General features: G+C 34.5%; 12 protein-coding genes. 9 read left to right on the forward strand and 3 right to left on the reverse strand.

The window, feature by feature from the left end:
* Positions 1-139: 139 nt before the first annotated feature.
* Positions 140-2,470 (reverse strand): ATP-binding protein, encoded by a 2,331-nt coding sequence (locus ACYQ3D_RS02020; RefSeq protein WP_459835651.1) that lies wholly within the window; start codon positions 2,468-2,470, stop codon positions 140-142.
* A gap of 232 nt (positions 2,471-2,702) precedes the next feature.
* Between ACYQ3D_RS02020 and ACYQ3D_RS02025 the strand changes: the two genes are divergently transcribed.
* Positions 2,703-3,305, forward strand: coding sequence for a thymidine kinase (locus ACYQ3D_RS02025; RefSeq protein WP_459835653.1), 603 nt, complete (start codon positions 2,703-2,705; stop codon positions 3,303-3,305).
* A gap of 185 nt (positions 3,306-3,490) precedes the next feature.
* On the opposite strand, the gene ACYQ3D_RS02030 is transcribed toward ACYQ3D_RS02025, so the two are convergent.
* Entirely contained in the window at positions 3,491-4,399 is a 909-nt protein-coding gene (locus tag ACYQ3D_RS02030) for a P1 family peptidase (protein WP_459835655.1), read from the reverse strand.
* Positions 4,400-4,535: 136 nt separating this feature from the next.
* Positions 4,536-5,330, reverse strand: coding sequence for a prolipoprotein diacylglyceryl transferase (lgt, locus tag ACYQ3D_RS02035; protein WP_459835656.1), 795 nt, complete (start codon positions 5,328-5,330; stop codon positions 4,536-4,538).
* Positions 5,331-5,439: 109 nt separating this feature from the next.
* Between lgt and ACYQ3D_RS02040 the strand changes: the two genes are divergently transcribed.
* The 8 genes from ACYQ3D_RS02040 (at position 5,440) to ACYQ3D_RS02075 (ending at position 12,932) form a co-directional block, all read left to right on the forward strand.
* On the forward strand, positions 5,440-6,063 hold the full coding sequence (locus tag ACYQ3D_RS02040; protein WP_459835658.1) for a redox-sensing transcriptional repressor Rex: 624 nt from the start codon (positions 5,440-5,442) through the stop codon (positions 6,061-6,063).
* Between the two features lie 233 nt (positions 6,064-6,296).
* Positions 6,297-7,781 (forward strand): GTPase HflX, encoded by a 1,485-nt coding sequence (hflX, locus tag ACYQ3D_RS02045; RefSeq protein WP_459835660.1) that lies wholly within the window; start codon positions 6,297-6,299, stop codon positions 7,779-7,781.
* 170 nt (positions 7,782-7,951) lie between these two features.
* On the forward strand, positions 7,952-8,725 hold the full coding sequence (locus ACYQ3D_RS02050; RefSeq protein WP_459835662.1) for an MBL fold metallo-hydrolase: 774 nt from the start codon (positions 7,952-7,954) through the stop codon (positions 8,723-8,725).
* A 15-nt stretch (positions 8,726-8,740) separates the two neighbouring features.
* Positions 8,741-9,892: a S1C family serine protease gene (locus ACYQ3D_RS02055; RefSeq protein WP_459835664.1), complete on the forward strand. Its 1,152-nt coding sequence runs from the start codon at positions 8,741-8,743 to the stop codon at positions 9,890-9,892.
* Positions 9,893-9,903: 11 nt separating this feature from the next.
* Positions 9,904-10,383 (forward strand): 23S rRNA (pseudouridine(1915)-N(3))-methyltransferase RlmH, encoded by a 480-nt coding sequence (gene rlmH / locus ACYQ3D_RS02060; RefSeq protein WP_459835666.1) that lies wholly within the window; start codon positions 9,904-9,906, stop codon positions 10,381-10,383.
* A 31-nt stretch (positions 10,384-10,414) separates the two neighbouring features.
* Positions 10,415-10,933 (forward strand): ferritin, encoded by a 519-nt coding sequence (locus tag ACYQ3D_RS02065; protein WP_459835669.1) that lies wholly within the window; start codon positions 10,415-10,417, stop codon positions 10,931-10,933.
* Between the two features lie 321 nt (positions 10,934-11,254).
* Positions 11,255-12,175 carry an ABC transporter ATP-binding protein gene (locus ACYQ3D_RS02070; RefSeq protein ID WP_459835671.1) on the forward strand — a complete coding sequence of 307 codons (921 nt, stop codon included), beginning with the start codon at positions 11,255-11,257 and terminating at the stop codon, positions 12,173-12,175.
* Positions 12,162-12,932 (forward strand): ABC transporter permease, encoded by a 771-nt coding sequence (locus tag ACYQ3D_RS02075; RefSeq protein ID WP_459835673.1) that lies wholly within the window; start codon positions 12,162-12,164, stop codon positions 12,930-12,932. The genes ACYQ3D_RS02070 and ACYQ3D_RS02075 overlap by 14 nt, the downstream gene beginning before the upstream one ends.
* Positions 12,933-12,976 lie beyond the last annotated feature (44 nt).

Raw genomic sequence — 12,976 nt, forward strand, 5'->3', positions numbered from 1 at the left:
CTTAGATATATGGTTAAATAAGGAATTAAAGATATTATACTTCAATTCAAGGTCTATTAGAACCAAGTGGTTAGTACTTACCTGATAATTATGCGCAAAATAATTATTTGGATAACTCAGTAGAAGCATTGACTTATTATTATAAGTTATATATGTCTGAAAATTCTACCTTTATTCTATCAATTTCACTAGTAGCATCAGCTTTATAATTAAATTGTGTGTCAGGTGAGTCTGCTAATTTTTTCTTTGGAAGCTTTATATTAAATTCTGTAAATTCTCCGTACTTACTATTAACAGTGATTTCACCATTATGTAACTCCACAAGCAATTTAACAATAGCTAATCCAATTCCAGTTCCTTCATGATTTCGGGTAAAGGATTTATTGACCTGTCTAAATTGTTTAAAGATTGTATTTTGTTTTTTCTGGGGAATACCTATTCCGGTATCTCGGACTGATATTAAAATTATGTCCTGTTTATCAACTAAATTGACTGATATTTTATCTCCTGATTCTGTAAATTTAATTGCATTAGAGAGTAGATTTAACATAATTCTTTCTATGCTAAAAGGGTCACAAGCTATTATTTTCTCTTCTATATTTGAATTAAACTCTAATACTTTAGCTTTATTTTCTATATAATTTTCAACTGAATAAGTTATTTTCCTAAGTATTTCTACTATATCACTGTTTTTCAAATTCAAATTAAAAGAATTAGAATTTATTTTTGTTATATCCACGAGGTTGTTAACTAACCTTAACATCCTATAACTATTCTGTTCAATGGTTTCTGTGTAGTCACTTAATTTTTTATAAGTTTGCGGTTCCAATTTATTTTTGTGGTGTAAATCCAATACTTGTAAGGAGGAAAAGATTAAATTTAAGGGAGTTTTTAATTCATGGGATAGATTAGCAAAAAATTGCATTTGCAATTTATTATATTCTAATTCTTCTTTTAATAATTCATATTTGGTAATATCTTTGCCTGAGCTGAGAACTCTTTTAATATTTCCTTGGGCATCTTTTAAGATATTACTATTCCATAGTATTTGTCTTCTTTCTCCAGTTTTAGTTATAATTTCAGACTGAAAATTATCAATTGAAGTAACTTGATTAGCTGGGGTTGAGGCCAAATGTTTTGTTATTTTTTGTTCTTGACTTTCATCAACAAAATCTGTCCATTGGCTTCCTAGAAGTTCTTCTTTTCTATATCCTAAGATTTCACAACTTTTCTGATTGACTTCTACTATTTTCCCTTCTTGATTAATATTAAAGATCAGTACTTTTGAGACTTCAAAATACTGAGCTATTTTATTTCTTTCTCTTCGTAAATTATCAATTCGTCGTTTAAGTCTATTATGCATTGTATTAAGAGCTTGCTTTAACTTTCCTACTTCATTTTGGGAATCCACTTTCATTTTTGCTATATCCAAGTTTTCTTCAGCAATTTCTTGAGCGAAATCTGTGGCTTCGATTAATGGATCTAAAGAACGAGAAATTAGCCAATAAAGTAATCCACATAAGATTAAAATTCCTAAACCTCCTAAGCTAATCATGGTTGCTGTTGATTGATTAACAGCTGCTAAAACTTCATTTTGTTTAACTGTCATTATTACATTCCAACCCCCGATTTCTATGGGGGCATAAGCAACAAAACTAGCCAACTTTTCATTTTTAATTACTTTAACTTGTTTTGATTTAGTTAGTGGTTTAAAAATAGATTTATACTTATCAAGCTCAGCTAAATTTTTAGTCAATAAGTTATTTTCAGCAGTAGTTCCAATTATTTGATTATTACTACTCAATAAATAGAATTTTGCTGTAGCATAGGATTTTAAATTATTTAATAATTTCTGAAATTTTTTTAAACTACGATCTATTCCTACTATTCCTCTAAATTTGCCTTCGATTTGAAGAGGGTAGGTTGCTTCGGTCATCATTACTCCTTTATAAATATAAGGTTCTGTAATAGTTAGTTTACCAGTTTGCTTTGGATTCTGGTAAAACTGACTTTCTGCTAAAACTTCATTTTCTACTGGGTCAGATATGGTTATTCCTTCTTTGGAACGAACCCAAGAACCAACAAATCGGCCTGTAGAATTATGATACTTACCACTAGATTGGTATTTACTATCTTGTCCATCAGCATTAGATTCATAAATAAAATAAGCACCATACACTTTTGTATTATCTTCTAAAATTTTGCGCAAAAATTTTACACTTTCTTCTCTATTACCAAAGCCACCCACTTTTTGATAATTAGCCATTGTTTTAAGTAAACTAGCTACTTGTTTATTATGAGCGTTAATTTTATTACTGACATTAGTTATAACTCCTTTCATCTCGTTTTGAATTTTATTTATTTGCGCTTGTCTAAAATCAATTACGACAAATGTAAAAATCATTGCTAAGATAATTGATAGTGTTAAACCTATTTTAATTGTAATAGAATTCTTAAGTGATTTATTCATTGGTTAGTTTCCTCTCTTTGTAGTTAGTTATAATAAGATTTTATTTTGCTGTATTTTGTTAGAATTAATTGAAAAATAAAAAAGTCCTGCTTGATTTCATATTTATGTTATTTATTTGATTTTGAATTTTGTAATATTTTCCGAAATAACTTAGCCTTGTTTTTTGCTAGATATAATCTTATAATAGAAGAGGTGCTAACTTGAATTGATTAATTTTTAGAAAGGAGTTTTTATGGTGCATGGCTATTATGGTAGTGTAGAGACCGGTTGGTTAGAAGTGATTACTGGAGTTATGTTTTCGGGAAAAAGTAGTGAATTGATTCGGCGAGTGGAACGAGCTATGATTGCTGACCAAGAAGTTTTAGTCTTTAAGCCAAGTATTGATAATCGATATAGTGATACAGAAGTTGCTACTCATAATGGAATCACTGTGGAAGCACAGATTGTAGATGATGTAACAGGGATTAAGGATAGGATTGCAGCTAAGAAGGAGACAGGAGCTTTAGATGTTGTGGCTATTGATGAAGGACAGTTCTTTTCTTCCGAATTAGTTTCTCTGGCAGATGAATTAGCAAAGCAGGGCTTAAGAGTAGTCATTGCTGGGTTAGATACTGATTTTGCTGGAAGAGGTTTTGCTCCACTACCAGAGCTGATGGCCCGGGGAGAGTATGTAACTAAATTACATGCTGTATGTGTTCAGTGTTCTAATCCTGCTACTAGAAATCAACGGTTGATTGATGGACAACCAGCTCGTGTTGATGACCCAGTAGTAGTAGTAGGAGCTGAAGAACAGTATGAAGCTCGTTGTCGGCGGTGCCACGAAGTGAAAAGATAATTGACAATTAAGAATTGAGAATTGACAATTAAAGTCAAAAGATTATAAAATTAAAATATAAATCAATCTCCAATTAGATACAAAAAGTTTAAAGTGATTTATTAAAAAATTTGAGTTTGGAATTAAATAGAATCAGATATTCTTTATTATTTGCATTTTGTGGTTTTGAATTTAACTGTAAATTATCAATTGTTAATTGCTTTCATAATCGCTTGACCCATTACCTGACTGGCTGCAGTAGCTAAGAGATTAATATCTAGTTGTTTGTCACCGGTGCTAAGAGCAAAGATAGTATCACCATCTAACATAGTATGGACAGGTCGAATATGTTTACCATAGGCATTATGAGCTACTTGAGCAACTTTAGTGGCTTCTGTGTTAGTTAGTTGGACGTTAGTGGCTACCACTCCTAGAGTGGTATTTTTAGCCAAGCCTGAGGCTTCTTCTTCTTGTTGTAGAGCTTGGTAAGTGTCAATAAAATCTCCTGTTTTATCTTTGCAGCCAGCAATAATATTTCCTTGGGTATCTAAGATATCTCCAAAGGCATTAACAGCAACTAGAGCCCCAATATAAATATCATCTGTTAGTTGTAGGCTAGCACTGCCTAGTCCACTAGGGCTAGCTTGTTCTATCCCTTGTAAATTACCTACTGTACAACCTATTCCTGCCCCAATATTACCTAATTTAGTTTCTTGAGCAGAAGCATTTACTACTGCTTGGCGACCCATTTGAGCATCAGGTCGGATATTAGGATTGCCTACTGTTAAATCAAATAGTACAGCAGCAGGTACAATAGGAACAGTAGTAACTCCTACATCAAAGCCAATACCTTGTTCTTCTAGGGCTGTCATTACTCCTTCAGCAGCACTAAGGCCAAAGGCACTACCTCCAGTTAGTAAGATAGCATGAGCTTGTTGGACTGTGTTCAGCGGGTTTAGAAGATCAGTTTCTCTAGTGCCTGGAGCAGAACCTCTGACATCGACTCCTGCTGGAGCACCGTCTTCGGTGAGGATGACAGTACAGCCTGTTTTAGCTTGTCTATTTTGAGCGTGGCCCACTTTGATTCCGGGAACATCTGTAATATAATTTTTCATAAGAACCTCCTTTATTGCTTGTTAGCTATGTGCTATGTGCTGTGTGCTATGAGTCGTGAGCTAGTTCAAAATCAAAACCATAAATAAGCAATTATAAAGTTTAGATCTTGAATTGATAATTATCAATTCTCAACTATCAATTCTCAACTCTTTTGTCTCGATGATTATAATAGGCTAGTCCTAAAGATACAATAATAATCAAGATACTGATTACCTGGGCTACTTGGATTGATCCTAGCATTAGACTATCAGTTCTCATTCCTTCAATAAAATAACGTCCTAAGGAATAAAGCCCAATATAAGTTAAGAAGATTTCCCCTGGTTGTAAGAAATCTTGTTTCTTCCAGTAAAAGAATAGAAATAAGAAGATAGCTAGATTCCAGATTGATTCGTAGAGAAAAGTAGGGTGGTAGTAGATCCCGTTAATCTGCATCTGTTCTATAATCCAGTGGGGAAGTTGGAGCTGTTCTAAGAAGTTGCGAGAAGTTGGCCCGCCATGGGCTTCTTGGTTGATAAAGTTGCCCCAGCGACCAATTGCTTGACCTAAGATCAAGCTAGGAGCAGTAATATCAGTTAGTTTACGAAAGGAGATACCTTTGTGGTAGGCAAAGGTAATTCCTGCTAGTAGACTACCAATTAATGCCCCATGAATAGCTAGTCCACCATGCCAAATGGCAATAATTTCTTGGGGATGTTGGCTATAATAAGACCACTGAAAGATAACATAATAACTACGAGCGCCAATAATAGCACAGGGAATCCCCCAAATAACAAGATCAAGGATTAATTCAGGATTAATATTTTTTCTGTTGGCTTCTTTAGTAGCTAAAAATAATCCGATTAAGACTGCTGTAGCCATGATTATTCCGTACCAATGAATATTTAAAGGACCTAATTCAAAAGCAATAGGGTCAATATAACTAGAATTCATTTTTTTCCTCCTCCATTTGACCAGGATTAATTTTAAGATTATAATAAAGTTATACAATAGTCAAGAAAATAACTAGTTAACAGTTCAAAAATAGAAAGGAATGATTGCAATGAAGGAAATTAGAACTCCAGCAACAACCATAGAAAGATTACCACTTTATTATCGTTGTTTACAAAAACTAGATTCTCAGCAAGTAGAAGTTATTTCTTCTCAGGATTTAGGAGATATGTTAGGTATTCCGTCCACTCAGGTGCGGAAGGATTTATCCTACTACGGAGAGTTTGGTCGTCGTGGTGTAGGGTATGAAGTTTCTGTTTTACTGAGGAATTTAGAGCGGATATTAGGATTAAATGAAGATTGGGAAATAGTACTAGTAGGGGCTGGAAATTTAGGTCATGCTTTAGTGAATTATGGTGGATTTAGAAATTTAGGTTTAGAAATAAATTATGTCTTAGATGTTGACCGGAGTAAGATCGGTAATTGTCTAGGAGAGGCCGAGATTTATCCAATCAGTGAATTAGAGGAATTAATTAACGAGAAGCAGATTAAGATTGGGATTATTGCTGTTCCGGAGACAGAAGCCCAAAGTGTTGCTAACAGATTAATCGCAGCTGGGGTGGAAGCCATCTGGAACTTTGCTCCTACAAGACTTGAAGTAGCTGAGGATATAGAAGTACGCAATGAGGATTTATCAATTGGTTTAATCAGTTTAACTTATCATTTGTCTCAGTGAGATAGAGATAGCTGATAAAGGAGGCAGGAATTATTAATAAAGAGCAAGTTTTAGACTGGCAAGTAGAAAGAGGTAAGTTAGTTTCTTCTGAATTATTAAGTAGGTTAGAAGATTTTACTGAGCAACAACTTAATTTATTATTTAATCGGCAGGGTAAGATAGTTGATTATCAGTTAGGTGATTTAACAGCAGAGTTACTTGCAGATGCTAGACGGCGCAGAAGTAATAAACGTTTGGCAGGACTTCGTATTTTAGTAGTTAAGCACCAAGCAAGCCAGATGTTAAGATCGGAGTTACTCTTACACTATAGACTGGATAATATAGCTTATCTAAATTTAACTACAGCTAGATTAAGATTGGTTTGGCCTCAGGTGGAGGCAGGTCGATTAGTGGGAGTAAGGGAAGAGAAACAGACTTTAAAAGAAGCACAGGCTATTGATTATCTAACTTATGTTGCTAATTTAGAAGAAAGGTTAAGTCAGGTTGAAACACATAAAGTAGAACAAGGCCAAGAAAAGGCTATTTTAGTAGGTAGTAAGCAAGAGAGTCTGGCTGAATTAACTAATTTGGCTCAGACAGCTGGTGTGAAATTTGCTACTAAAATTAAAGTTAGACAGGAAGCAATAGATGCTAATTACTATTTAGGGGCTGGTAAGTTAAGTCAGGTTAAGCAGAAGCTATTAGCTAGACAAGCTAATCTGGTGATTATTGATGATGAATTAACTCCAGCCCAGCATAGTAATTTAGAAGCTAGTCTAGAAGTTAAAGTGATTGACAGAACACAGTTAATTTTGGATATCTTTGCTAGGCATGCTAACACTAAAGAAGGTAAATTGCAGGTGGAGTTGGCCCAATTAGAATATCTATTGCCTCGGTTAGCTGGTCAAGGAGCTGATATGTCTCGTTTAGGAGGTGGAATCGGGACTCGAGGGCCAGGAGAGACAAAATTAGAGATTGATCGTCGGAGAATTAGAAAGCGAATTCATAGATTGCAGGAAAAATTAGATCAAGTTAGAAAAAATCGCCACTTAAGAAGACAAAATCGCAAGCATCCTGTAGTTTCTCTGGTAGGTTATACTAACGCTGGTAAATCAACTTTAATGAATTTGTTGACTACAGCAGATGTAGAAGTCAAAGATAAGCTATTTGCTACTTTAGACTCCACTTTACGTCAGATTGAGTTACCAATTGGCAGGCAAGTAATAGTTAGTGATACAGTAGGATTTATTAAAAAACTACCTCATGATTTAGTAGCAGCTTTTAAGGCGACCTTAGAAGAAATTAAAGAAGCTGATTTATTATTGCATGTAGTAGATAGCAGTCACCCTAATCTGACAGATAGAATTACTGTAGTTCATAGCGTTTTAGAGGACTTAGGGGTTTTGGATAAAGAGATAATTACTGTCTTTAATAAATCGGATCTAGTAGAGGATAGTAAGTTAGAGCTTCTACAACGTGATTATCAAAATAGTGTGACTATGTCTGCTTTAACCGGGGTAGGAAAAGAGGATTTATTAGATCAGGTATCTTCCTTTTTCCTCCAGGATATGGAGCAGATCCAAGTCCACCTTCCTTACGAGTCAGCTAACTGGTTAGATAAGATTTATCAGGAGGGTAAAGTATTGGAGAAAGAATACAGTACTGCTGGAATTACAGTCCAGGCCCAAGTACCTCATAAAATGGCGGCTAAATTAAAAGACATTCTGGCAGAGAATTAAATTAATGTTGTGATCATAATTATTAGGACCAACTTTAAAGTCCATGGTTTCATTGCCTCCTTAATAAAATTGGTTATATAATTTATATTTCCTTGGTTTATTTTGGGAATCCTGTTTTTAATTCAATAATTGGATCAAAGGAGGTGATCTAGATTAGTTTACAAGTATCTGTGTTGGCAAGTGGTAGTTCAGGTAATGCAATTTATATAGGAACTCAAAAGCATAAAATTTTAGTTGATGCAGGGTTGAGTGGGGCAGAGATTAACCGGCGGTTACAAGAAATTGAGGTTGATTTGGCTGATTTAGATGCTATCCTATTGACTCATGAACACAGTGATCATATTAGTGGAGCGGGAGTACTAGCAAGAAGATGTGATTTGCCTATTTATGCTACAGAGGGAACTTGGCAAGCTGGAGCTGAAAAACTAGGGAAGTTAAGATCTGAACAACAATTTATCTGTTCAGAGGTTTTTGCTATTGGTGAGCTTAATATTAAATCCTTTACTATTCCTCATGATGCTCAAGAACCAGTAGGGTATACTATTAGGTATCAGGGGCACAAGGTAGCAGTAGCTACTGATATGGGGGTAGTAACAGAAGAAGTGAAAGAAGAAGTAGCGGGGGCTCAATTAGTTGTTTTAGAAGCAAATCATGATCTGGAGATGTTAAAGATTGGCCCTTATCCTTGGTCATTAAAGAAACGGGTTATGAGTCCCAAAGGACATCTATCCAATGATGATGCTGCTGCTTTAGCAGTTGAATTGGCTCAACAGGAGGCTAATCGTATATTATTAGCCCACTTAAGTCAAGATAATAACATACCAGAGTTGGCCTTTTTAACAATTAAGAATATGTTGGTGGAGCAAGGACTTAAGTTAGGAGGAGATGTTGTTTTGAATTTTGCTCAGCAGGATAGTGCTACTGCTGTATACCAGGTTGGCTAACAAGGGGGATAGAAGATGGACTTTTTATTTACTGATAGACAGAGATCAAGTCTGAAATCATATCTTATTTTAGTTCTAGTTATTGCTATCTTAGGAGGAAGTATAGTTTATCTTATCGGGCCTAGTACTGATAATCAACAGACTGAACCAGAGGACAAGATAGCCCCTGAAACTAAAAAGGATCAATCTTCAGTTGAAGTGCAAGGGACTAAATTAAGCAAGGAAGAAGCAGTTATTGGAGTGGTGGATCAAGTTGGCCCGGCAATTGTAAAAATCAATACTCAAAAACAGAAAGTGGTTAGTGATTTTTTCACTTGGGAGTCTAAAAAACAGTTAGAAGGGCAAGGGTCGGGATTGATTATTGACTCGCAAGGGTATATTGTAACTAATCATCATGTGGTTAAAGGTGTAGAAGAAATTACAGTAGTTTTACCAGAAGAAGATAAACAGTATCAAGGTCAGGTAGTTGGTCGTGATGCTATAACAGATTTAGCAGTAATTAAGATTGATCCTGCTGACAAAAAGTTGCCGACAGTTGAGTTTGGTGCAACTGAAGATTTACAGGTAGGACAGTTAGCAATTGCTATAGGTAATCCGTATGGTTTTTCTAAGACAGTGACTACAGGAGTTATTAGTGCAATTGGACGTAATATTTCTAGCCCTAAAGGGGCTAAATTGACTAATATGATTCAGACAGATGCAGCTATTAACCCTGGAAATAGTGGGGGAGCCTTGCTCAATAGCCAAGGAGAAGTGATTGGGATCAATACAGCCATCATTGAACAAGCTCAAGGAATTGGTTTTGCTATCCCTATAGATGTAGTACAGGAGATCACGCAAAAATTAATTACTCAGGGAGAAATTATTAGACCTTGGTTAGGGATTAAAGGAGGAGATGTAACTGATCGATTAGCTAACCAATATGATTTGCAAAAGAAGCAAGGAGTTTATGTTTTTGAGGTAGTTCAAAATAGCCCGGCAGCAGAAGCTAAATTAGAAACTGGAGATATTATAGCGCAAATTGAGGGTCAAGAAATTACTAGTGTTGATCAATTACAGGAATCCTTGCAAAAATATGGGGTTAATGATAAAATTAACTTAATAGTTTATAGAAATCAAACTGAACATAAAGTAACTATTAAGTTAGAGCGGAGGCCAGAGCAGTAGGGAGGGATATGATGGAACTACATATTATAGCAGTAGGAAAGATTACAGAAAGTTATGTCCAAAAGGGGATTGATGAATTTATAACTAGATTACAACGGCATGCTGAAGTAAAAACAACAGAAGTTAAAGCCGAAAAGATTAATGGTAATTTAAGTTCGGCTGAAATGGAACAAGTTAAAGAACAAGAAGCAGATAGAATCAAGGATCAGATAAATAAGAGATCTTATGTAATTGCCTTAGACCCTCATGGGAAACCAATGACTTCTGAGGGGTTAGCAAAATCTATTGGTAATTTACAAGTGCAAGGTTATAGTAGTATTCAATTTATTATTGGAGGAACTTTAGGCTTGCATACTAAAATTAGAGAATTAGCAGATTATGTACTAACTTTTTCTCATATGACTTTTACTCATGAAATGATTAGATTGATTTTATTAGAGCAGGTATATAGAGCGTTTAAGATTATGAAGGGGGAACCCTATCATCACTAAATCACTTTAAGCATGAGAAAGGGGTTTTTTTATGTTATCAGAGGAATTATTGGCAGCTTTAAACAAACAGATGAATTTTGAGTTTTTGTCTGCTCACTATTATTTGGCTATGTCCGCTTATTTTAAGGCAGAAGATTTGGATGGCTTTGCTCATTTTTTCTGGGTTCAAGCAGAAGAAGAACGGTTTCATGCTGAGAAATTCTTTACTTTTATTAATGAAAAAGGTGGTAGGGCTAGGATTAAAGAAATATCTCAACCACAAAATAATTTTGATTCTACTACTGAGGTATTTGAAACAGCATTAGAACATGAACAAGAAGTGACTAGACGGATTTATGAATTAATGGATTTAGCGCAAGAGGAAAAAGAATACTCTACAATAAGCTTCTTAGACTGGTTTGTTGATGAACAAGTTGAAGAAGAAGCTACAATGGAAGAAATATTAACTAAATTAGAAAGATTAGATGAAGATAGTCACGGTATTTTCATGTTGGATGATGAATTAAGTCAGCGTGTCTTTAATCGACCGCAAAATGTAGATCAGGTATAAGAGATCGTTTAATTTAGTTTGATGTAATATAGATTGCCTCGAGCCAATTTGGCTCGAGGCTTATTAAATTAATTACTATTTGATATCTATAACTTGTTTATTTTCTTCATCTATTATTATAATTAACTGGTAGTTGATTTGCGAATATTAACAATTAGAATAAATTAAGGATAGTGATAACCAAGGCTAATCAGCTGTAGTTAACAAGGTAAAACAGGGGAATTAAAGGTCAGAGAAGGTCATATGAGATTTAATTTACTGTTTGAGGGGTTGATTAATTAGTGAACAACAATTATTATAATGAAAGAAGGGAGGACTTATATGCCAGCAGCAATTGAATTTAAAGGTATCAATAAGAGCTATGGTCAATTACAAGCACTACAGGATATAAATTTAACAATTGAAGAAGGAGAATTTTTTGGCTTGTTAGGGCCAAATGGAGCAGGCAAGAGTACATTAATCGGTATTTTAGGAGGATTGGTTAATACAGACTCTGGTTCAGTAACTGTCCTAGGTAATGATGTTATTACTGATTATCTACAGACTAAACAGAAGTTAGGAATTGTCCCTCAGGAAGTAGTCTTTGATCCTTATTTTACTGTGCGAGAGACGTTAGAAATTCAGTCAGGTTACTTTGGGCTGGAGAATAATGAGGAGAGAATTAATGAGGTATTAACAGCTTTGGATTTGCAGGATAAAGCAGATGTTAAACCGCGAGGTTTATCTGGGGGCATGAAGCGGCGATTGTTGATTGCTAAGGCATTGGTACATGATCCTGATATAATTGTCTTAGATGAACCTACAGCAGGAGTAGATGTAGAATTAAGAAGGTCACTTTGGGATTATGTGCAGCAGCTGAATCGAGAAGGGAAGACTATTATTTTAACTACTCATTATTTAGAAGAGGCAGAAGCTTTATGTGATCGGATTGCTATTTTAGATCAAGGTGCAGTAATAGCAGTTGATAAGAAAGAAGAGTTAATTAATCGGATTGATAAGAAGATAGTGGAAGTTAAGTTTGCCGAGGAAGTTACCAATATTCAAGAATTAGCTGATTATGTGCTTGATTTTAATGCAGAGCAAAATGAACTTAAATTAGAGATTCAACGAGATGAAGTAGATCAACTAGTTCAGTGGTTATATAATTTAGAGTTAGAGATTGCAGATTTAGAAGTTACTAGTGCTAAACTAGAAGATATCTTTGTCCAACTGACTAATTTAGGTGGTGATGATAGTGAATAATTTTACTTCCTTTTATACTTTAGTCAAACGAGAAGTTTGGCGTTTTTCTAAAGTAGCCACTCAGACTGTATTTGCTCCTTTAATTTCTACTAGTTTATACTTGATTATTTTTTCCTATTCTTTTAGAAATCGAGCTGTAACTGGCTATGAGATAGATTATATAAATTTTATTGTCCCGGGGTTGATTATGATGAGTCTGATCCGGAACTCCTTTGCTAATACTTCCTCTTCGTTGATGATTGCTAAGTACAACGGATCAATTATAGATCTCTTGTTGGCCCCTATTTCTTATTTGGAATTAAGCTTAGGATTGATGATTGGAGGAATTGCTAGGGGAGTTCTAGTAGCAATTACTATTTATTTAATTTCAGTTTTCTTTTATGGCGGGAGTGTTTATGCAGTAAGTTTATTAATTATCTTTATTTTGTTAGTAGCAGGTATCTTTTCTCTGTTAGGGATTATTGCTGGATTGTGGGCAGATAGTTTTGATCAGGTATCTATTTTTTCTAACTTTTTTATTACTCCGTTAACCTTTTTAAGTGGTGTTTTTTATTCAGTTAAGAATTTACCAGGTATTTGGAGTCAGGTTTCTCTCTTTAATCCTGTTTTTTATATGGTGGATATGACTAGATATGCTTTTTTAGGTATTTCTGATGTTAATCCTTTATTTTCTGTAACAATTGTAACTTTATTCTTTATTAGTCTTTTAGTTTTAGTTACTTATCTTTTGAAAATAGGTTATAAAATTAGAAATTAAATAATCAGATACCTGTCTTTACTGAGGTCTAATCTAGTTTGACA

This window comes from Halanaerobaculum tunisiense, assembly GCF_054657635.1.